We start from the raw sequence: 21666 nt of genomic DNA on the forward strand, positions 1-21666 counted from the left end.
TAGCCACTAAGTTTGCTAGAGCTGAGCATTAAATAGGAAAGTGCAATATGGCTAAGCCAGCTACGCGCAACACCAAGAAAAAAGTCAAAAAGACGGTCGTCGACGGTGTTGCTCATGTACACGCGTCATTTAATAACACGATCGTGACTATCACTGACCGCCAAGGCAATGCTTTGTCTTGGGCTACTGCAGGTGGTTCTGGTTTTCGCGGATCTCGTAAAAGTACTCCTTTCGCAGCTCAAGTAGCAGCGGAACGTGCCGGTACTGTCGCACAAGAGTTCGGCCTTAAAAACGTTGACGTAATGATTAAGGGCCCAGGTCCTGGTCGTGAGTCCGCAGTTCGTGCATTAAATGCATTGGGCTTGCGTATCAATAACATCACAGATGTGACGCCAATTCCGCACAACGGTTGCCGTCCACCTAAGAAACGTCGCGTTTAATTGAGGAGACAGATACATGGCTCGTTATATAGGTCCAACTTGTAAGTTGTCTCGTCGTGAAGGTACCGACTTGCAATTGAAGAGCGGTTCACGCGCTCTTGAGTCGAAATGTAAAGTAGAAACGGTTCCAGGTGTGCACGGTGCACGTCGCGGTCGCCTTTCTGAATACGGCTTGCAACTACGTGAGAAACAAAAAGTACGTCGTATGTACGGTATTCTTGAAAAACAATTCCGTAATTACTATAAATCTGCTGCTCGTCTTAAAGGTGCTACTGGTGAAAACCTTCTGCAACTTTTGGAATCACGTTTAGATAACGTTGTATATCGCGCAGGTTTTGGTTCTACACGTGCAGAAGCTCGTCAGCTAGTAGGCCATAAAGGTATTCTAGTTAATGGCGCTACGGTTAACATTCCGTCTTACCAAGTTAAAGCTGGTGACGTTGTGTCTATCCGTGAAAAAGCTAAGAAGCAATTGCGTGTACAAAGCGCACTAGAGCTATCTAAAGGTCGTGCACCGATCCATTGGATCGAAGTTGATTCAACTAAACTGGAAGCTACTTACAAAGCACTTCCAGAGCGTGCCGATTTATCAGCTGAAATTAATGAGAACCTAATTGTCGAACTTTACTCTAAGTAAGTTGGTGATTAGGATTAAGAAATAGGTGGATCTATGCAGCGTTCAGTGAGCGAATTGTTAACCCCACGCAACATTGAAGTTCAGGAACTAGGCAACTGTCGCGCTAAAGTTACACTGCAACCGCTAGAACGTGGTTTTGGTCATACTTTGGGTAACGCACTGCGCCGTATCCTGCTTTCTTCAATGCCAGGTTGTGCGATTGTTGAAGTTGAAATCGACGGTGTATTACACGAATACAGCGCAATCGAAGGGGTTAAAGAAGATGTAATTGAAATTCTTCTTAACCTGAAAGGAGTTGCGATCGCTCTACACGGGCAAGATGAAGCAACTCTTACTCTAAGTAAAAAAGGTCCTGGTATCGTAACAGCTGGAGATATCCAGTTGGTTGCTGATGCAGAGATCGCTAACCCGGATCACATTATTGCGCACTTAGATGACACTGCTGAGTTAACTATGCAGATCAAAGTCGCACGTGGCCGTGGTTATGAGCCTGCTGATGCTCGTGTTGCTGGCGACGATGAGACTCGTCCAATCGGTCGCTTGCAACTGGATGCCTCATTCAGCCCTGTTCGCCGTGTTGCGTACAGTGTCGATAATGCTCGTGTAGAGCAGCGTACAGACTTAGATAAGTTAGTCTTAGACATCGAATCTAATGGTACTATCGATCCTGAAGAAGCAATTCGTCGTGCAGCGACTATTTTACAACAGCAAATTGCCGTGTTCGTCGCCCTTGAAAGCGAGAGCGAAGCACCTGTTGTAGAAGAAGAGGATGAGATTGATCCAATTTTGCTACGCCCGGTTGATGATCTTGAATTGACCGTTCGCAGTGCTAACTGTTTAAAAGCAGAGAACATTTATTACATCGGTGATTTGATTCAACGTACTGAGGTTGAGCTTCTTAAGACGCCTAACCTAGGTAAGAAGTCGTTAACTGAAATCAAAGATGTTTTAGCACAGCGTGGTTTGTCTTTGGGAATGCGTTTAGAGAATTGGCCACCGGCTAGTTTGAAAGACGATAGCAAAGTTCTAGCTCGCTAGGTCATTGTTCCCTGACCACCGTAGTTTGGTAAGGAATGTAAAATGCGTCATCGTAAGAGTGGACGTCACTTAAACCGTACTAGCTCACATCGTAAAGCGATGTTTAAAAACATGGCTGCCTCTTTGTTCGAACACGAAGTTATTAAAACTACGTTGCCGAAAGCTAAAGAACTACGTCGTGTTGCTGAGCCGTTGATAACATTGGCGAAAGTTGATTCTGTTGCGAATCGTCGCCTTGCCTTTGCTCGTACTCGTAGCAAAGATGCAGTAGGTAAATTGTTCACTGAACTTGGTCCTCGTTACCAAGCTCGTCCTGGTGGTTATGTTCGCATTCTTAAATGTGGCTTCCGCTCAGGTGACAACGCACCTATGGCTTATGTTGAATTGGTCGATCGTCCAGTTGCAGAAGCCGCTGAGTAATATCAGTTTGTAATAAAAAGCCGAGCTAATAGCTCGGCTTTTTTTTGCTAAAAATTTAGCGGATATTTAGGCGCAAAAAAACACCCGATGAAGTATAGATTCATCGGGTGTTTTTATTTATCTATGAAATACTAGTTAAGCATTTGTTTTAAGAATCGCCCAGTATGAGACTTTTCTGCTTTAGCGATATCCTCAGGTGTACCTTCAGCGACTATGTATCCTCCGCCGCTACCACCTTCGGGACCTAAATCTACGATCCAGTCAGCGGTTTTTATCACATCAAGGTTATGCTCAATAACAACGACGGTATTTCCATGATCTCTTAGGCGATGAAGAACTTTTAGTAGCTGTTCTATATCGGCAAAGTGCAGGCCTGTTGTCGGCTCATCAAGAATGTATAGCGTTGTACCTGTGTCACGTTTAGACAGCTCTTTCGCTAATTTAACTCGTTGTGCTTCGCCGCCAGAAAGCGTTGTGGCTGCTTGTCCAAGCCGAATATAACCCAAACCAACATCGATTAGAGTCTGTAGTTTTCTTGCGATAGATGGGACTGGATCAAAGAACTCTCGAGCGTCTTCAATCGTCATTTCTAGACATTGGTGAATGTTTTTGCCTTTGTAATGGATCTCTAACGTCTCGCGATTGTAGCGTTTGCCTTTACAGGTATCACAAGGTACGTAGATATCTGGAAGAAAGTGCATTTCTACCTTGATTACGCCATCACCTTGGCAGGCTTCACAGCGTCCACCTTTCACGTTAAAGCTGAATCGACCTGGTTTATAGCCTCGTGAGCGAGATTCTTGTGTTGCTGAGAATAGCTCTCTCATCGGAGTGAAAATACCCGTGTAGGTTGCAGGGTTTGATCTTGGCGTACGACCGATAGGGCTTTGATCGATATCCACACACTTATCAAATAAATCTAAACCTTCAATACGTTCATGGGGTGCCGCTTTAAGTGTTGTTGCGCCATTAAGTGCTGTAGCGGCAAGTGGGTACAAAGTACCGTTTATTAATGTCGATTTACCAGATCCAGAAACGCCAGTGATACAAGTCATTACGCCGACAGGGATCTTAAGGTCAACAGTATTTAGATTGTTGCCTGTTGCGCCGATTAACTTAAGGAATTGTTTGTCCTTGGCTTGATGGCGAATGGCTGGGATTTCAATTTTTCGTTTGCCCGTTAGAAACTGTCCTGTAATGGATTCAGGGCAATCCATTATGTCTTGTGGTGTGCCGCTGGCGATAATTTCGCCACCGTGAATGCCGGCGCCAGGGCCAATGTCGACAACAAAGTCGGCGATACGAATGGCGTCTTCATCGTGTTCAACGACAATGACAGTATTGCCTAGGTCTCTTAGTCTGGTCAGTGTTGCTATCAGTCTTTCGTTATCGCGTTGATGCAAACCAATAGACGGCTCATCAAGGATATACATAACCCCTACTAAACCGGCACCAATTTGACTAGCAAGTCGGATTCGTTGTGCCTCGCCTCCAGATAGCGAGTCGGCTTTTCGGTCGAGTGTCAGATATTCCAAGCCAACGTTTACCAAGAAGGTTAATCGGTCACGAATCTCTTTAAGAATTTTAGAGGCGATCTCTCCACGTGACCCAGGAAGTTCAAGTGTTTCAAAGTACTTCAAACATTCAGCGATTGGATAGGTCACAACTTCTGGCAATGTTTGCTCAGCTATAAAGACGTTGCGAGCGGATCGATTGAGTCGAGAGCCATGACAGTCTGGGCAAGGTTGGATGCTGATGTACTGTGAAAGGTCATCACGCACGCTGTCAGATTCTGTTTCGTGATAGCGACGTTGTAAATTTGGGATGACACCTTCAAATGAATGAGAGCGTGTCATTTTATCGCCACGTTCATTGATGTAGATGAAATCTATCTTGTCTTTACCTGAGCCTTGCAAGATGCGTTTTTTGAAATCGCTAGGGATATCTTTATATTTTGATTCTATGTCGAAGCCATAGTGTTTTGCCAAGGCACTAAGTTGCTGGTAGTAAAAAATACTACGTCGACCCCAGCCTCGGATTGCACCTTCAGCAAGCGTCAGAGTTTCATCTTGAATGATTCGATCAGGATCAAACATCTGATGAGTGCCCAATCCGTCACATGTCTGACAAGCGCCATTTGGGTTGTTAAAGGAGAAAAGGCGTGGCTCTAATTCCGTTAAGCTGTAACCACAAACCGGACAGGCGAATTTACTTGAGAAAATGTACTCTTCTTGCTCGTCATCCATATTGATGACTTTGGCGATCCCGTCGGATAAACCAAGGCATGTTTCAAAGGATTCTGCCAAGCGAAGCTGTAGATCAGAACGAACTTTAAAACGGTCAATGACCACTTCGATTGTGTGCTTCTTGTTTTTTTCTAATGCTGGAGCATCATCTAGGTCGACGACGATGCCATCGATTCGCGCGCGAATAAAGCCTTTTGAAAGTAAGTCACTGATGGTATGTAAGTGCTCACCTTTTCGATCCTTGACGATCGGTGCAAGCAGCATCATTTTAGTTTCTTCTGGTAGCGATATAACTTTATCGACCATTTGTGATATGGTTTGCGCCTCTAGTGGCTCACCATGATCTGGGCAGCGAGGTTGTCCTGCACGGGCAAATAACAATCGTAGATAATCGTAGATTTCTGTTATTGTACCGACTGTTGATCGTGGGTTGTGAGAGGTTGATTTTTGCTCGATAGAGATAGCAGGAGAAAGGCCTTCAATGTGGTCTATGTCTGGCTTTTCCATCATGGACAAAAATTGTCTAGCGTATGTCGAAAGGGATTCTACATAGCGTCGTTGTCCTTCGGCGTACAAAGTATCAAAAGCGAGAGAGGATTTACCTGAGCCGGATAGGCCAGTAATCACCACAAGTTTGTTTCTTGGGATGTCTAGGTCCACATTTTTTAGATTGTGTGTGCGGGCCCCGCGTATGGTAATGGTATCCATGATTCTCCAATGTGAAGTCGATCAACAGAAAGAAATCTGCCAGTAAATTAAATAACTGTCTATTTTTACAGTAGTTGAAATGGAGCTTCAACGGTATTTTTTGTAAAATTGACAATCTTTTTCTTAACCAGCTAAGTTAAACGGTTGAAACCTCCTTATGGATCTACTCGAACGTCGTTCAGTTCTTGCTTTAGCGCTGATCTATTTATTTAGAATGTTAGGCTTATTCCTTATTATGCCTGTCATCAGCGTGGCCGCTGATGGGTTGACCGGAGCGGACGCCGCGTTGATTGGTACTGCTATCGGTATTTATGGTCTGACTCAGGCGAGCTTACAGATTCCGATGGGCATGTGGTCAGATAAAATTGGCCGTAAACGCGTCATTGTTATTGGGCTGCTATTGTTTGCTGTAGGTAGTTTGATCTGTGCCAATGCGAGCGATATCAATACATTGATTGTTGGGCGCGCGGTTCAGGGCGCTGGTGCTATTGCCAGTACCTTGATGGCGCTATTGAGTGATGTAACTAGAGAGCAAAATCGAACTAAAGCCATGGCGATTGTTGGTATTAGTATTGGTGCCTCGTTTATGCTGTCTTTGGTATTAGGGCCTTGGATTTTTGCCTTAGTCGGGCTTTCAGGTCTGTTTTATCTATCCTTTGCGCTATCTTTACTGGGAATAGTCTTGATCATTTTTGCTGTGCCGAATATCGTCCAGCACACTTTTCGGCGCGATACGACACCGAGTCTTTTGGCGTTAGGCTTGGTCTTAAAAGATTCAAGACTGCGGTTCTTGAATGTGAGTGTTTTGTTGTTGCACGCGAGCCTAACTGCTTTGTTTGTTACCGTGCCGAATTTGTTGATTCAGCAGTTTGATTTACCCTTGTCACAACATAGCTGGCTATACTTAGCCATCATGGGTTTTGCCTTCGCAGGTATGTTACCATTGGTGATTATTGCCGAATCAAAAGGTAAGACAAAAGGCGTGTTAATCGCCGTGATGATTTTGTTGGGTTTAAGCTCGATATTGCTGCAATGGGCTCCTTACCTTTGGGTGTTTGGGGTGCTGTTATGGGCTTATTTTGTAGGCTTTAACTCACTGGAAGCTGTGTTGCCATCTCTTATTAGCAAGTTAGCGCCAGTTGGTTATCGCGGCACAGCGATGGGCGTGTTTTCTACCCATCAATTTATGGGATCATTTTTGGGTGGCGTTGGTGGCGGTTGGCTGCTCCAGCATCATTCAAGCAGTGGCGTCTTTTGGGTTGTCGGCGTGGTGTTTTTGGCTTGGTCACTTGTTTGTGCCATCCAGCCTGCACCTCGTCAGTTAAGTAGTCTGGCGTTTAGCCTGCCCAATATGACAGATGAAGAAGTAACGAAGTTGGCGGATCAACTTGCAGAAATCCAAGGAGTGGAAGGTATGCAAATTTTTAAAGATGAGCAAACCGCTTATCTGAAAGTCGATAAAAAAATATTAGACAAAGATGCTCTGGTGCGTCTGGCACCGCAAGTGCGTCTTTAAGTAAAACACTATTCTATCTTTTAGTTGGAGAAGAACGTCATGGCACGTGGAATAAACAAAGTAATTTTGATTGGTAACGCAGGCAACGATGCCGAAGTGCGTTTCATGCCATCTGGTGCAGCGGTTGCAAACGTTAACTTAGCGACAACAGAAAGCTGGCGCGACAAGCAAACTGGTCAAATGCAAGAGCGTACGGAATGGCACCGTGTGGCTTTTATGGATCGTGGTAATTTCCGTCTTGGTCAAATCGCAGGCGATTTTATTAAGAAAGGTTCTAAAGTTTACGTAGAAGGTTCATTGCGTACTCGTGAGTGGGAAAAAGACGGCATCAAACGCTACACGACTGAAATCGTAGCGAACGAAATGCAATTGCTGGATGGCCGTGGCGATAATGCTGGGCAGCAAGGCGGTGGTTACGACTCAATGCAAGGTGGTCAAGGCGGCGGTTATGGCAGTGCGCCACAACAGTCTGCTCCTCAACAAGGCGGATATGGCCAAGCGCCAGCGCAACAGGCTCCACAGCAGCATGCACCTCAAGGTGGCTTTAATCAACCTCAAGGTGGCTACCAAGCGCCAGCACATCAAGCAGCGCCTCAGCAGGCCGCTCCACAACAAGCAGCACCACAGTCTTTTGGAAGCTGGGGTAATGCACCACAGCAAGCTCCGGCTCAAGCAGCACCACAACAACGTGCGCCACAGCCAGCTCCTCAACGTGCACCAGCGCCAGAGCCAAAGCCTCAACAAGCGCCAAACTTTGACGATTTCGACGACGATATTCCGTTCTAAGAAATGCGTAGGACCTTTGGTCTGTCTGTGTTGAAATAAGTAAAGGCTCCTGTTTAGGGGCCTTTATTGTTCTATAGTGGTGTGCTAAATAAGATGAGTAAGTCATAGAGGGTTTAGGCTGTGAACGACGAAGATGAAACGTCTTTGTTCGCTCAAGAGGTGGCGGGTATTAAGCCACTTAAAAAAAGCGAAGTGTATCTGGGTAAGAAGGGTCCTCAGGTCGACTTTTCAGCTCGCCAAAAGGCGGCGTTGATCGCTAAAGAGGCGGACAGAAATCATTTGTCGCAAGACTATGTTGAAAAAGTTGAGCCCAATGATGTGCTCGAATATAAGCGCTCTGGCGTGCAAGACGGTGTTTTTAAGCGCCTGAGACAAGGTAAGTATGGCATTGATGCACGTTTAGATCTGCATAGGCATACCGTGGCTCAAGCGCGAGAGCAGGTGTATCAATTTGTTGATGACTGCATGCGTAACGATATTCGAGTCGCTATTGTTGTGCATGGTAAAGGGGATCGCACGCCAGACCCTGATAGCCAAGCTATGATTAAAAGCCATATTAATAAATGGTTGAGAGAGCTTGAGGCTGTTATGGCGTTTCATAGCGCGCAGCGACACCATGGTGGTTTGGGTGCTGTGTATGTGTTGTTTAAAAAGACGGAAAAAGTACGCTTGGACGATTGGGAAAAACATCAAAAGCGTTAATGCTTTGTTTCGTCTTAGATGGGAGTATTCACGTTAGTTCGTGCAGTAAAAGCCATGTTTTTGCTATAATTCCGCCACTTTGCTGTCTTGGACTTATGTTGTCTTGAATGTATCCAAGCTGCCCCAAAACATTGTAATTATCGTATTCTAATTTTATCGAGGTAGAGAATGGCAAATAGCACCGCGCACCATCCTGCGTTTACGTTTCTTCGCAGTGAGTTTATCGATGCTCTGAATGTTACTGTTCAAGAGTTTGAGCACACAGTCACGGGAGCTAAACATTTTCATATCGCGTCTGAGAATGACGAAAATGTATTCTTAGTCGGCCTAAAAACCGTTCCGACGGATTCTTGTGGCGTCGCGCATATCCTTGAACACACGGTATTGTGTGGTTCCGAGCGTTTCCCTGTGCGTGACCCTTTCTTCATGATGATTCGTCGTTCGTTGAATACCTTTATGAACGCGTTTACGTCTTCTGATTGGACGGCTTATCCATTTGCCAGTAAGAATAAGAAAGACTTCCATAACCTTTTAGGCGTGTATTTGGATGCAGTGTTTTTCTCGCGTCTTGATGAATTGGATTTTTCTCAGGAAGGTCATCGCTTAGAATTCGCCGAGCCAGATAATGCTGAGTCAGAATTGACGTTCAAAGGCGTTGTATTCAATGAGATGAAAGGTGCGATGAGTTCAACGACGTCGGTGTTGTGGCAAACGCTAACTAAATATCTGTTCCCAAACAATACCTATCATTTCAATTCCGGTGGCGAGCCCACGGATATCCCAGATTTATCTTACCAAGATTTATTGGCGTTTTATCGCACGCATTACCATCCTTCGAATGCAGTATTTATGACGTTTGGCGATATCCCAGCTGAAACATTACAAGCTGAATTCGAAGAGAAAGTACTAAGCCGTTTTGAGCGCTTAGAAGAGCAAGTTAGTGTGCCGAACGCCAAGCGTTATTTCTCGCCAGTACGAGTGGAAGAAGGCTACGCGGCAGATGAAGTGAAAGAAGATGGCAGCCACGTGGTTGTCGGTTGGTTGTTAGGTGAAAGTACCGATCTAAATCAACAGTTCGAAGCGCAATTGCTGTCTAGCGTTTTGCTAGATAACAGCGCATCGCCTTTATTACGAGTATTAGAAAACAGTGATCTTGGTCGTGCGCCATCGCCAATGTGTGGCCTTGAAGACAGCAATAAAGAAATGAGCTTCATGTGCGGATTGGAAGGTGTAAAACGAGAAGACGCATCGAAAGTTGAAGCTTTAGTCTTGTCGACTCTAGAGAGCATTGCTGAAAAAGGCGTGCCACAAGATATGGTTGATGCCATGTTGCACCAATTGGAATTGAGCCAGCGTGAAGTCGGCGGCGGCAGCTACCCTTATGGTTTGCAGTTGATTTTGGCTGGCTTGTCGACCGCGGTTCATGCGGGTGATGTGATCGCTCAGCTTGATCTTGATCCTGTTATCAATGCAATGCGTGAGAAAGTTCAGGATCAGCAATATATTCCTAACTTGATCAAAAACTTGCTGCTAACGAATGCGCACAGAGTAACGCTAACATTAAGTCCTGATGATGCACTTGAAGCGCGTCGTAATCAGGCGGAAAAAGACCGATTGAGTCAGATCAAAGCGGCCTTGTCCGATGCCGAGAAGCAACAGATCATTGCTCGCAGCGCGGCCTTGAAAACGCGTCAATCCCAAGTTGACGACATGAGCATTTTGCCAAAAGTTGGCTTAGAAGATGTGCCTGCACGTTTGCCAGAATATGAAAATGAAAAAGTGGCAGGTAATTTACCGATTACTTTTTACCCACAAGGCACAAATGGCTTGGTTTATCAGCAGTTGGTGATTGATCTACCAGAGCTAGACGAAGAGGAAATCGAGTACTTGCCTTTGTTTTCTTCAATGATGACTGAGCTAGGTATTGGTGAAAACGATTACCTTGTTGTTCAGGAGCGTCAAGCCCAAGTTTGTGGTGGATTAGGTGCTTCTAATTCGATTCGCGCTACGATTGAAGATCGCCAAGAACTAAATGGCTACTTCATCTTGTCCTCTAAAGCCTTGGTGCCAAATGTTAAAGCCATGAGCGAACTTTTGAAAGACACTATGCTTAATGTACGCTTTGATGAAGCAAATCGAGTGAAAGAGCTGGTGGCTCAACGTCGTGCTCGTCGCGAACAATCTATTACTGGTCAAGGTCACTCGCTTGCTATGACGGCGGCTTCAAGTGCGATTTCTGGTCTTGCGGCGCAGCAAGAAAAATGGAGTGGCATGTCAGGCATTCGTTCAGCTATTGCATTGGACGATGCCATGAAAGCAGATAGTAAAACAGCCGAAAATGTCTTGGCTATTTTTAAACGTTTGCATGAAAAATTACTACAAGCGAACAAGCAGCTTTTATTGGTGGCAGAGCCTCAGCATGAAGCAAGTGTATTGAACGAGGTTCAGGCTGTTTTTGCCGACTTGTCTGCTGGCGGTGTGCAAACTAAGTTTTCTATGGCGCCAGTTGACTCGAAAGTGAATGTTGCTTGGTTGACATCAACTCAGGTGAGTTTCTGCAGTAAAGCCTTCCGTACGGTATTTGGCGAACATCCTGATGTTGCTGCCTTGACTGTGTTGGGTGGCTTCTTACGTAATGGTTTCTTACATCGTGTGATTCGCGAGCAAGGCGGTGCTTACGGTGGCGGTGCGACGTTTGATGGTAGCACGGGCTCGTTCCGCTTCTACTCTTATCGTGATCCTCGTTTGACTGAAACCTTGTCCGATTTTGATGCTTCAATTGAGTGGATGCTAAATGAAGCACACACTGATGATGCGCTAGAAGAAGCCATTTTGGGTGTGATTGGTTCGATGGATAAACCCGGTTCTCCTGCAGGAGAAGCACAAAGCGATTTCTATGTGCATCTGCACGGTCGTAGTTTGGCCTATAGAGAAGCATTTCGCGCGAAGATCTTGGCGGTAACACTTGAGCAGTTGAAGCAAGTCGCTAAGACTTATCTAACGAAAGAAAACGAAAATGTTGCTGTGGTAACGTCAACGTCAAAACGTGCGGAACTAGAAGCGTTAGGGTTTGATATTCAAAGCCTTTAAAAATATTTTTATAATAAAAATCAAAACAGTTTTTACTGACGGAAAATTAAATGGATCAGTTTCACGATATACGCCCCTACAACGACGATGAGGTCGCCGAGGTGTTGAACAATCTGGTCGAAATGCCAGATTTTATTAATACTATTATTGGTTTTCGCTTTGCTCAATGGCCTAAATTTCTTAAGGTGCCATTGGCGTTTTGTGTCAAGCTGGCGCTGAAACGTCAAATTACTAATATTTCGAATGTTCATGAGTTCCAAATGCGTGTCGCAAGCTACATGGAGCGCATGATAAAAACCACGACAACGAATGTCGAATACCGAGGTATCGAAAAGTTAGAAAAAGGTGTTGGCTATTTGTTTTTGTCGAATCATAGAGATATCGCCATGGACCCAGCTTTTGTTAACTATGGCTTGTATTTGGCAGAATTGAATACGGTGCGAATCGCTATAGGGGACAACTTATTGCGTCGACCTTTTGTGTCTGATCTCATGCGCCTTAATAAAAGCTTTATTGTGAAGCGCTCAGCAAATGGTATTCGAGAAATGATGGCGGCTTTTGGTCAACTGTCTGCTTATATCACTGAATCATTGACGAAAGACCAAGCTAATATCTGGATAGCTCAAAAAGAAGGGCGTGCGAAAGATGGCTTGGATCAGACAGATCCTGCGATCATAAAAATGTTCTTTATGAGTCAGAAAAAAGAAAAAGTACCTTTCTCTGATGCCATGGCGAACTTGAAAATTGTACCTGTCTCAATTGCTTATGAATATGATCCTTGTGCTTTTGATAAGGCCCGAGAGCTGCATCAGAAATCAACAACAGGTAATTATGAAAAAGCTGAGTTTGAAGACATCGACAGTATTAAAAATGGCATTGTTGGTCAGAAAGGCAAGGTTGTAGTGACTTTTGGTGATGTAATAAAAGATGGTTTTGAAACGCCTGAAGAATTTGTAGCCGAAGTAGATCGTCAGATCATTACTAACTATGCTATTCAGTCTACCAATGAAGCTGCGCTTGCGTTGCAGCAAGGCTTGCCTTCAACCGATAGCGCATTCTCAAGTTATCTTGAGCGTTGTCCTGAAAACTTAAAAGAAACTGTGTTGGCAATGTATGCAAATCCATTGAAGCAACAGCAAAAATATCTGAATAAATAGTCATGGGGAGTAAGCTGTCAATGAGCATGTGGGCGTCATTAAGATCTTGGATCGGCTCAACAATATTCGCCATTTACTATACGGTATCCACCATTATATTTGGTATTCTTGCGCCTTTTGCAACGATTCTGTTGCCAAAGAATTATCGTCAGCCAGTCTTGAACCTACATAACAAAGGTTTGTTATTTGTCTTTCGTATTTTTTGTGGTGTGAAGGTTGAGATTGTTGGTTTAGAACATATCAATAAAAATCGTCCTGTTGTGCTGGTGGCAAACCATCAGAGCGAATGGGAAACCTACGTACTGCAAGTGTTGATGGCACCTGTTTCAACGGTATTGAAGAAAGAACTGCTGTCAGTGCCTTTCTTTGGCTGGGGATTGCGTATGGTGCAGCCTATAGCAATTGACCGCTCTCAGCGGACTAATGCTCTGAAGCAAATTATCAGTCAGGGTAAAGAGCGTTTAGACGATGGCCGTTCGGTGCTGATTTTTCCTGAAGGCACGCGAATCGCGCCTAATGAAGAGCAAGCCTTCAACAAAGGCGCTGCTATGTTAGCAACATCTGCAGGTGTGCCTATTCTGCCTGTGGTACACAATGCTGGTTATACTTGGCCTGGTAAGCGCTGGCGCAAGTTTCCGGGATCTATCCGTGTTGTTATTGGGCCTATTATTGAGTCTGAGGGCAAGAAAACCTCAGCATTACATGAAGAAATGGATGTTTGGATGCGAGCTGAAATGGCGAAACTCCCGAAAGGAAATGACTTTCTGTTTTAGCTCGGTTGCATGGCAAATTGAAAGCATAAAAAAGCCGCATCATTTATGCGGCTTTTTTGTCGCTAAAGATTATTTACGCTGTGTATTTTTTGAATACTAAGCTGGCGTTAGTGCCACCAAATCCAAAGCTATTAGACATGATCATGTTTAGATCTACATTGTCTTTACGAGTTGTTACCACTGGAATGTTTCCTGCGGCTGGATCAAGCTCATCAATGTTTGCAGACGCAGCGATGAAGTTATTCTCCATCATTAGCAAGCAGTAGATCGCTTCATGAACACCCGCAGCACCCAAAGAGTGACCTGAAAGGGATTTTGTAGAGCTAATCAATGGGATGTTGTCACCGAAAGTCTCGTTGACAGCTTGTAGCTCTTTCATATCGCCAGCAGGTGTACTTGTGCCATGAGTGTTGATGTAATCAATATCGCCATCAATTGTGCTCATAGCCATCTGCATGCAGCGCACTGCGCCCTCACCAGAAGGGGCTACCATGTCGTAGCCATCAGATGTTGCTCCGTAACCTACTAGTTCAGCGTAGATTTTTGCACCACGAGCTTTAGCGTGTTCTAGTTCTTCTATAACTAGCATACCGCCACCGCCAGCAATAACAAAACCATCACGGTTGGCATCGTAAGCACGAGAAGCCTTCTCAGGAGTTTCATTGTACTTAGAAGATAGAGCGCCCATTGCGTCAAACATACAAGTTTGAGTCCAGCTTTCTTCTTCGCCGCCACCTGCAAAAACGATATCTTGTTTGCCAAGTTGGATTAGCTCCATGGCATTACCGATACAGTGGGCACTGGTAGAGCATGCAGACGTGATGGAATAGTTAACACCTTTAATTTTAAAAGGGGTTGCTAAACAAGCAGAAACCGTGCTGCCCATAGTTTGGGTTACTCGGTATGGTCCAACACGTTTAACACCTTTCTCGCGAAGTGTATCTGCTGAATCAACAAGATTTTTAGCTGATGCGCCACCAGATCCTGCAACTAGGCCTGTGCGAATATTGGATACTTGGTCTTCTGTTAAACCTGAATCTAAAATAGCTTGTTGCATAGAGACGTAAGCGTAAGTTGCGGCATCGCCCATGAAGCGGCGGATCTTACGATCAATACTTTCTGCATCTAAATCAATACGACCACAAACGTGGCTACGAAAGCCGTGCTCTTTGTAATCTTCAGCGAAACGAATACCAGATTGGCCCTCGCGCAAGGAGTTTAGAACGCTCTCTTTGTCATTACCTAGGCAGCTGACAATGCCAAGACCTGTTACTACTACACGACGCATAAATGTGCCTCTTTCATTCTTAATCTTTAGAAGTTATCAGTTGAAGTGAATAAGCCTACACGCAAATCTTTTGCGGTGTAAATTTCACGACCATCAACTTTAACACTTCCGTCTGCAATCCCCATCACTAACTTACGTTCAATTACACGCTTAAGGTTAATATGGAAGGTAACTTTTTTCGCTGTTGGAAGGATTTGTCCAGTGAATTTCACCTCGCCAGAACCGAGTGCTCGCCCGCGACCTTTATTTCCTTTCCAACCTAGAAAAAATCCTACTAGCTGCCACATCGCGTCTAAGCCAAGGCAACCAGGCATAACTGGATCGCCAGGAAAGTGACACTCGAAAAACCATAGGTCAGGATTGATGTCTAGCTCAGCAATAATTTCGCCTTTGCCATATACCCCGCCTTCAGTCGAGATGTGAGTAATGCGATCCATCATAAGCATATTGCCGACAGGAAGCTGGGCATTGCCTGCACCAAACATTTCACCGTGGCCGCATTTTAATAGTTCGTCTTTTTCAAAAGATGAAGCTGTAGTCATTATAGTCCTATATCCACATCCAGCCGATGACTTAAAATAGTCTGGCGGATTGTCGTGGTCCAGTTTGCAGTAGAAAATCCAGCTGATTATATCGGTTTGGAACTCTAATATGAATGTTTGAACGGAAAAAAACCAAATTACCTGCATGAAAAGTGATCATTTTTACGTTATTACAAGAATTTAATGGCTATGGAAGTTGTAAAAACAGTTTTTTAAGCGATTTGCGAATACCGTTCAGTATTATTTTTTCTGTTAATATATTTCTTCTAGTAATGTCTTGGTTGTTTTGAGTGCCTTTATGAGTTCAAAAAGAAGTATAAATCTAGCTGCTTGGCAGCATCAATTTGACGATGGTCATATTCAGGGATACTTGGGGCAAATTGAAGAGAGTCAACCGACAATTCATTTTCTGCATGGTAATGGCTTTTCAGTAAAGACTTACATGTGCTTTTTGGAAAAGCTCGAAGGCTACAATTTGATTATGCAAGATGCGGCAGGTCATGGTGAGTCAACGGCTGGAAAGCGGTTTGTTGGTTGGAATATTACTGCCGCTCGTTTTGCTGAGTCATTAAATGCGCAGCAATCGGTACTACCGAAAACAGAATTGATTGGCATCGGACACAGCTTTGGAGGCTGTATGACGGCGTTAATGAGTGCGCAAGCGCCAACTCTTTTTGATCGTTTGGTTTTATTGGATCCTGCGCTTTTTCCTCCGCGTTTAATTTGGATGATGCGCGGTGTTAAGTTAACAGGCTTAAAGAGTCAGGTTCCTTTGGTAAAACAGGCTCGTCGTCGTCGCACTCAATGGGAAAATCTTACTCAAGTGAAAAGTAGCTTTTTTGAGCGAGGAACATTTAAGGGTTGGGAGCCTGCTTGCTTAGAGGATTATATCGCTTCTTCTATTAAGTATGATGAAAAAGGGCGCTATAAATTAGGTTGCCCATCTTGGATGGAGGCTGCGATCTTTTCGAGTTATCCCAAGCGGCTCTGGAGCGCGATTGCTAATATTTCTGTGCCTACTTGCATTATTCAAGGTAAAGATACCTTTGACTATTTCAAAGAGGCCTACCACCTAGCTGCAAAACTGAATCCGAACATCCAGGTGATTGAGGTTGACGGAGGCCATTGTTTCATGCAGCAACATACAACTATGGCTGCTCAGGCAGTAATGGATGTGTTGAGAAAAAATTAGCATGAGAAAGTCAATGAAAAAGCCAAACACAGTTTAAATACAATGTTTGGCTTTTTTGTATGTTTTTACCTTCGATTAGTTACGACGCTTTACTGACGCGTTAGCTAGTGCGACAAGTGCCTTTTTATAGTCAGACTCTGGCAATGGTGCAATAGAGCTTATTGCTAGGTCTGCTTGCTCTTGTGCTTTTTGCTGAGTGTATTCAATGGCTCCGCAGTTTTGCACGTCATTTATAATTGACTCTAACTGGTCAAGTCCACCGGTTAATATAGCTTGCTTGACTCGCTCTACTGCGTCTTTAGGGCCATGTTTCATAGTGAAAATAAGCGGCAAGGTGGGTTTGCCTTCAGCAAGGTCATCGCCAACACTTTTGCCCATTTCTTCAGCTGTACTGGTGTAATCCATTACGTCGTCAATTAACTGAAAAGCTGTCCCAACGTACATGCCAAAATGTCTTAGAGCTTCTTGATATTCTTTGTTCGCACCTGCAATAATTGCACCACAAAGTGCGGCGCCTTCAAACAGTTTTGCTGTTTTGTATTGGATGACTTTCAAATAGCTTTCTTCGGTTGTATCGGGGTCGCCGCAGTTAATGAGCTGCTGAACTTCACCTTCGGCAATAATATTGGTTGTTTTAGCAAGAACGCTCATGCATTGCATGCTGCCGACATCCACCATAATTTGGAAGGCGCGAGAATAAAGGAAATCGCCAACTAGAACGCTCGGGGCATTGCCCCATTCTTCATTGGCCGTTTTTTTTCCACGGCGCATATCTGATTCATCAACAACATCGTCATGTAATAGTGTCGATGTATGAATAAACTCTATGATGGTTGCCATTTGAATGGTTTGATCTAGTCTTGGTTTATCTAGTTCAGCGCTCGCTTTAGCTGCTAATAACACCAATAGAGGTCGCAATCGTTTTCCACCATTGCTTATGATGTAGTAGCCGATTTGCTCGATTAGAGGGATGTCACTACTAAGTTGTGACACAATATAGTCATTCACTTGGCCAAATTCATTGGCCACAACATCGTGTATTTGTATAGGTTGCATGCAATTTCCGAAGCTAAATAGTCCCAAGCTGATCAGCAAGTGTGCCTCATGCTAGGTAAGGCTTGTGTCAGGGTCAACCCAAAATACGAAAAATGTATAAAGACATTGCTTTTCACTTGTATTGGGTGGTGTGATTTTGTACAATCTCGCGTCCGATTTACCCACATTTTGCTCCCTATCATATGGTTAGTGATTTTTGTCCGATTCGGTCAGGAACTTATTGCCACTAGAAGTAGGTCAAATTCAATTTCAGTAGCCGGGTAAATCTCATTGGAGAAGAACATGTTTGCAGTGATCAAAACTGGCGGTAAGCAATACCGTGTAGAAGAAGGCCAAACCCTTAAGGTTGAGAAATTAGCTGTTGAAGAAGGCGGTTCGATTCAATTCGATGACGTTCTTCTTGTATGCAACGGCGACGACGTTAAAGTTGGTGCACCAGTTGTAGAAGGCGCTAAAGTAACAGCTGAAGTTGTTGCTCATGGTCGCGGAGACAAAGTGAAAATTTTGAAATTCCGTCGTCGTAAGCATTCTATGAAGCGTATGGGTCATCGTCAGTGGTTCACGGAAGTGAAAATAACTGGTATTAACTAAGCGCTAACTATTCAAATTTAAGGAGTAAGTCATGGCTCATAAAAAGGCGGGTGGTAGTACTCGTAACGGTCGCGATTCCGAGTCGAAACGATTAGGTGTCAAACGTTTTGGTGGTCAAGTTGTGATCCCAGGTAACATCCTTGTTCGTCAGCGTGGTACTCAGTTCCACCCTGGAGTTGGTGTTCAAATTGGTAAAGATCACACTTTGTTCGCTGTTGTTGAAGGCCAAGTGAAGTTTGAAGTGAAAGGTAAGTTGAAGCGTCGTACAGTTTCTGTCGTAGCTGCTTAATCGCTTACTAAAAACTTAAAAAAAGCTCCGCGACGCGGGGCTTTTTTTTTGGAAGAATTCTATAATCAGGGTTTGTTGATTCTGATAATCCACCGAAGAGGTGTTATTGTGAAATTTGTTGATGAAGCCAGTATCTATGTAAGAGCGGGTAAAGGTGGAAATGGAGCGTTGAGCTTTTGGCGTGAAAAATTTGTCGCTAAAGGTGGTCCCGATGGCGGCGATGGCGGTAATGGCGGCAGCGTTGTGTTGGTTGCTGATGAGGCGCTAAACACCTTGATCGATTTTCGTTTTACGAAAAAATACATCGCTGAAAGTGGTGAGGGTGGTCAAGGTCGAGATATGACCGGCTCGAAAGGACCTGATCTTGAAATTAAAGTGCCTGTTGGTACGACGGTTATTGATGATGATACCGGCGAGACGCTTGGTGATCTTGTTCGTGACGGTCAAAAGTTAAAAGTGGCCCAAGGCGGTCATCATGGTCTGGGGAATACTCGATTTAAATCAAGTACCAACCGTGCGCCAAGACAGACTACGAAAGGTACGGTAGGTGAAGAGCGTACGCTGAAGCTAGAGATGAAAGTCTTGGCCGATGTAGGGTTGCTTGGTCTTCCTAACGCAGGTAAATCGACGTTTATTCGTGCGGTTTCTTCTGCTAAGCCAAAAGTGGCTGATTATCCTTTTACAACCTTGGTGCCGAACCTTGGTGTGGTAAAAGTGAAGAAACACCAGAGCTTCGTAATCGCCGATATTCCTGGAATTATCGAGGGTGCATCTGAAGGTGCAGGTCTTGGTATTCGTTTCTTGAAGCACTTGGTGCGCAACCGCATTTTGTTGCACATCGTCGATTTGGCGCCTTGGGATGAAATTACCCCGGCAGAAGCTGCGGTTATTGCGGTAAACGAATTGCATCAGTTCAGCCCTGCTTTGGCAGAGCGTGACCGTTGGTTGGTTTTAAATAAAACCGACATGGTGCCAGAAGATGAGTTGGAAGAGCGTTGTCAGAGTGTTATTGACGCACTTGGATGGGAAGGTAAGGCTTACCGTATTTCGGCGATATCAGGTGAAGGCACAGAGGTGTTGTGTTTAGACCTGATGACGGCGCTTGATGAAAAGCGTGAGTTGTTGCTAGAAAGCCCAGAAGCTCGTGAGAAAGAAAAAGCAATGCGCGCCTTGATTGATGAAGAAGGTCGAAACCGTATTATGTCATTACGTGAAAAACGTCGTAAAGCAGGTTTGTTGCTTGATGATGACGATTTTGATGAAGATGACTACGATGTTGAAGTGGAATACGTTAGCTAACTTGATTGGTGAGAATAAGTAGTATCATGGAAATGCGAGAAAAAATAGCTAAGGCGCAGCGTGTCGTTGTTAAAATCGGCAGTGCGCTACTGACAAACGATGGTCAGGGGTTGGATGTTGCCCGAATTGGTCTTTGGGTTGCTCAAATTGCTGAGTTACGAGCGCAAGGAAAGGAAGTCGTTTTAGTGTCTTCTGGTTCTATTGCTGCAGGTATGAAGCGTCTTGGTTTTTCTTCTCGCCCCACTCAAGTAAATGAGCTGCAAGCTGCTGCGGCAGTTGGGCAGATGGAATTGGTTGGGGTTTATGAGTCTCACTTTGAGAAGCATGGTTTGTGTACTGCGCAAATTTTGCTTACCCATGATGATTTGTCGAACCGTCGACGCTATTTAAATGCTCGATCTTCGTTGCGAACTCTGCTTGGTTTCGGTGTTGTACCTATAATTAACGAAAATGACACAGTTGTAACCGACGAAATACGGTTTGGTGACAATGATACGCTGGGTGCTTTGGTTGCTAATCTTATTGAGGCGGATTTGTTGATCATCCTTACAGATCAGCAAGGGCTGTTCGATAAAAATCCACGTGATCATAAAGATGCAACTTTAATCTCTCATATATCAGCATCGGACAATCGTCTTGAGTCTATGGCGAGTGGCGGGGCTGGTGTACTAGGTAGTGGCGGAATGTTAACGAAGGTGCGAGCTGCGCTTTTGGCTGCACGCTCTGGTGCGGATACCTTGATAGCTTCAGGTCGCGAAGAAAATGTAATTGTTCGTGTTGCGTCAGGCGAAATATTAGGAACTTGGTTGCAGCCGGAACACGGAAGGGTAGCGGCGCGTAAGCAATGGTTAGCTGGGCATTTGAAGAGTCGCGGCGCCCTAATTTTAGATGATGGCGCCGTAAAGGCGTTGCGAAAAGCGGGTACGAGTCTTTTGGCTGTTGGAGTGAAAGATGCGCAGGGTACTTTTTCGCGCGGAGACATGGTTATTTGTGTCGATTTGCAAGGTGGTCTGGTTGCTCGCGGCTTAGTGAACTACAGTGTGGCTGAAACGTTGAAGCTGCTTGGTCAACCTTCGTCTAATATTGGAGCGATTTTGGGTTACAAGGGTGAACCAGAGTTAATTCATCGCGATGATTTGGTTATTATTTAAGAGGTAGTGGTGTCATGGCAAAGCCAGGTAAAGTAGGTTTAGATCGCGTATTGAGTGCTTCGAAATATTCTTATCAAGGTTTGCGAGCTCAATGGAAACATGAAGCGGCTTTTCGTCAAGAGGCTGTTTTGTTTTTGATTTCTTTGCCTTTTGCTATCTGGCTTGGTGATACTGGTCTTGAGCGTGCGGTACTGATTTTTTCTGTAGGCTTGGTGTTGATTGTTGAAACGCTGAATTCAAGTGTTGAGGCTGTGGTTGATCGAATTAGTAGTGAGCATCATGAATTGTCTGGTCGTGCGAAAGATTTAGGCTCTGCAGCTGTCATGTTGGCTTTGGTCTTGGCGGCAGTGGTTTGGCTGGTGGTTTTGTTTGGCTGATGCTGTTTGGGCAAAAAAGTCGAGGTGTATAAATAAAAGACATAAAAAAAACCGGCATTTGCCGGTTTTTTTATAGGTATTAGGCCAGTGCTTTGATTTTAGCACTCAAGCGGCTCTTATGGCGAGCTGCTTTGTTTTTGTGATATAGGCCTTTGTCAGCGGCTTTGTCTAGCTTAGAAGTTGCTAGAACGTAAGCTGCTTGTGCGTCAGCTTGATTGCCTGCTTCGATAGCTGCATCTACTTTTTTCAAGTATGTGCGAACCATTGAACGAAGGCTACCATTGTGAGCGCGGCTTTTTACTGCTTGGCGCGCGCGTTTTTTTGAACCGGCGGAATTTGCCACGGTCTGGCTCCTTTAAATTGGAATA

General features: G+C 44.6%; 21 protein-coding genes. 16 read left to right on the forward strand and 5 right to left on the reverse strand.

The window, feature by feature from the left end:
- Nucleotides 1-47: 47 nt before the first annotated feature.
- From rpsK to rplQ, 4 genes are read left to right on the forward strand one after another with little or no spacing between them, the layout of a single operon-like run.
- A complete protein-coding gene (rpsK, locus tag TY87_RS18475; RefSeq protein WP_012071913.1) occupies nucleotides 48-440 on the forward strand; it encodes a 30S ribosomal protein S11 in 393 nt (130 codons plus the stop codon).
- Between the two features lie 16 nt (nucleotides 441-456).
- On the forward strand, nucleotides 457-1077 hold the full coding sequence (rpsD, locus tag TY87_RS18480) for a 30S ribosomal protein S4 (protein ID WP_012071912.1): 621 nt from the start codon (nucleotides 457-459) through the stop codon (nucleotides 1075-1077).
- A 33-nt stretch (nucleotides 1078-1110) separates the two neighbouring features.
- The gene (locus TY87_RS18485) at nucleotides 1111-2115 is read left to right on the forward strand and encodes a DNA-directed RNA polymerase subunit alpha (protein ID WP_012071911.1); all 1005 of its coding nucleotides are present in this window, start codon (nucleotides 1111-1113) and stop codon (nucleotides 2113-2115) included.
- A 42-nt stretch (nucleotides 2116-2157) separates the two neighbouring features.
- Entirely contained in the window at nucleotides 2158-2535 is a 378-nt protein-coding gene (gene rplQ / locus TY87_RS18490; protein WP_072841820.1) for a 50S ribosomal protein L17, read from the forward strand.
- A 131-nt stretch (nucleotides 2536-2666) separates the two neighbouring features.
- Here the strand turns inward: rplQ and uvrA are convergent, their stop codons facing one another.
- Nucleotides 2667-5489: an excinuclease ABC subunit UvrA gene (uvrA, locus tag TY87_RS18495; RefSeq protein WP_100188182.1), complete on the reverse strand. Its 2823-nt coding sequence runs from the start codon at nucleotides 5487-5489 to the stop codon at nucleotides 2667-2669.
- 157 nt (nucleotides 5490-5646) lie between these two features.
- On the opposite strand from uvrA, the gene TY87_RS18500 reads away from it, so the two are divergent.
- The 6 genes from TY87_RS18500 (at nucleotide 5647) to TY87_RS18525 (ending at nucleotide 13513) form a co-directional block, all read left to right on the forward strand.
- Nucleotides 5647-7005 carry an MFS transporter gene (locus TY87_RS18500; RefSeq protein WP_100188183.1) on the forward strand — a complete coding sequence of 453 codons (1359 nt, stop codon included), beginning with the start codon at nucleotides 5647-5649 and terminating at the stop codon, nucleotides 7003-7005.
- Between the two features lie 39 nt (nucleotides 7006-7044).
- On the forward strand, nucleotides 7045-7791 hold the full coding sequence (gene ssb / locus TY87_RS18505; protein WP_072841814.1) for a single-stranded DNA-binding protein: 747 nt from the start codon (nucleotides 7045-7047) through the stop codon (nucleotides 7789-7791).
- 120 nt (nucleotides 7792-7911) lie between these two features.
- Complete coding sequence (gene smrA / locus TY87_RS18510; protein WP_100188184.1) at nucleotides 7912-8493, forward strand: DNA endonuclease SmrA; 582 nt, start codon at nucleotides 7912-7914, stop codon at nucleotides 8491-8493.
- A gap of 168 nt (nucleotides 8494-8661) precedes the next feature.
- Nucleotides 8662-11583, forward strand: coding sequence for an insulinase family protein (locus tag TY87_RS18515; protein ID WP_072841810.1), 2922 nt, complete (start codon nucleotides 8662-8664; stop codon nucleotides 11581-11583).
- 50 nt (nucleotides 11584-11633) lie between these two features.
- Nucleotides 11634-12740: a 1-acyl-sn-glycerol-3-phosphate acyltransferase gene (locus TY87_RS18520; RefSeq protein WP_100188185.1), complete on the forward strand. Its 1107-nt coding sequence runs from the start codon at nucleotides 11634-11636 to the stop codon at nucleotides 12738-12740.
- Nucleotides 12741-12760: 20 nt separating this feature from the next.
- Nucleotides 12761-13513, forward strand: a complete 753-nt coding sequence (locus TY87_RS18525) for a lysophospholipid acyltransferase family protein (protein WP_072841807.1) — start codon at nucleotides 12761-12763, stop codon at nucleotides 13511-13513.
- A gap of 73 nt (nucleotides 13514-13586) precedes the next feature.
- Here TY87_RS18525 and fabB read toward each other — a convergent pair whose 3' ends face one another.
- Both fabB and fabA read right to left on the reverse strand, forming a co-directional pair.
- Nucleotides 13587-14801: a beta-ketoacyl-ACP synthase I gene (fabB, locus tag TY87_RS18530; RefSeq protein ID WP_072841805.1), complete on the reverse strand. Its 1215-nt coding sequence runs from the start codon at nucleotides 14799-14801 to the stop codon at nucleotides 13587-13589.
- Nucleotides 14802-14827: 26 nt separating this feature from the next.
- The gene (gene fabA, locus TY87_RS18535) at nucleotides 14828-15343 is read right to left on the reverse strand and encodes a 3-hydroxyacyl-[acyl-carrier-protein] dehydratase FabA (RefSeq protein ID WP_012071901.1); all 516 of its coding nucleotides are present in this window, start codon (nucleotides 15341-15343) and stop codon (nucleotides 14828-14830) included.
- Between the two features lie 298 nt (nucleotides 15344-15641).
- Here fabA and TY87_RS18540 point away from each other — a divergent pair, with 298 nt between their 5' ends.
- Nucleotides 15642-16535, forward strand: coding sequence for an alpha/beta fold hydrolase (locus tag TY87_RS18540; protein WP_100188186.1), 894 nt, complete (start codon nucleotides 15642-15644; stop codon nucleotides 16533-16535).
- A 75-nt stretch (nucleotides 16536-16610) separates the two neighbouring features.
- On the opposite strand, the gene TY87_RS18545 is transcribed toward TY87_RS18540, so the two are convergent.
- A complete protein-coding gene (locus TY87_RS18545; RefSeq protein ID WP_100188187.1) occupies nucleotides 16611-17591 on the reverse strand; it encodes a polyprenyl synthetase family protein in 981 nt (326 codons plus the stop codon).
- 282 nt (nucleotides 17592-17873) lie between these two features.
- Between TY87_RS18545 and rplU the strand changes: the two genes are divergently transcribed.
- From rplU to TY87_RS18570, 5 genes are all read left to right on the forward strand, one after another.
- Complete coding sequence (gene rplU / locus TY87_RS18550) at nucleotides 17874-18182, forward strand: 50S ribosomal protein L21 (RefSeq protein WP_072841799.1); 309 nt, start codon at nucleotides 17874-17876, stop codon at nucleotides 18180-18182.
- 31 nt (nucleotides 18183-18213) lie between these two features.
- The gene (gene rpmA, locus TY87_RS18555) at nucleotides 18214-18471 is read left to right on the forward strand and encodes a 50S ribosomal protein L27 (protein WP_012071897.1); all 258 of its coding nucleotides are present in this window, start codon (nucleotides 18214-18216) and stop codon (nucleotides 18469-18471) included.
- Between the two features lie 108 nt (nucleotides 18472-18579).
- Nucleotides 18580-19770, forward strand: coding sequence for an Obg family GTPase CgtA (gene cgtA, locus TY87_RS18560; protein ID WP_072841796.1), 1191 nt, complete (start codon nucleotides 18580-18582; stop codon nucleotides 19768-19770).
- Between the two features lie 26 nt (nucleotides 19771-19796).
- Nucleotides 19797-20921: a glutamate 5-kinase gene (proB, locus tag TY87_RS18565; RefSeq protein WP_100188188.1), complete on the forward strand. Its 1125-nt coding sequence runs from the start codon at nucleotides 19797-19799 to the stop codon at nucleotides 20919-20921.
- 14 nt (nucleotides 20922-20935) lie between these two features.
- Nucleotides 20936-21298: a diacylglycerol kinase gene (locus TY87_RS18570; RefSeq protein WP_072841793.1), complete on the forward strand. Its 363-nt coding sequence runs from the start codon at nucleotides 20936-20938 to the stop codon at nucleotides 21296-21298.
- A 79-nt stretch (nucleotides 21299-21377) separates the two neighbouring features.
- Here the strand turns inward: TY87_RS18570 and rpsT are convergent, their stop codons facing one another.
- Entirely contained in the window at nucleotides 21378-21641 is a 264-nt protein-coding gene (gene rpsT, locus TY87_RS18575; protein ID WP_012071893.1) for a 30S ribosomal protein S20, read from the reverse strand.
- Between the last annotated feature and the right edge of the window lie 25 nt (nucleotides 21642-21666).

Origin of the sequence: Marinomonas sp. BSi20584 (assembly GCF_002792415.1) — a bacterium.
Classification (GTDB): domain Bacteria; phylum Pseudomonadota; class Gammaproteobacteria; order Pseudomonadales; family Marinomonadaceae; genus Marinomonas; species Marinomonas polaris.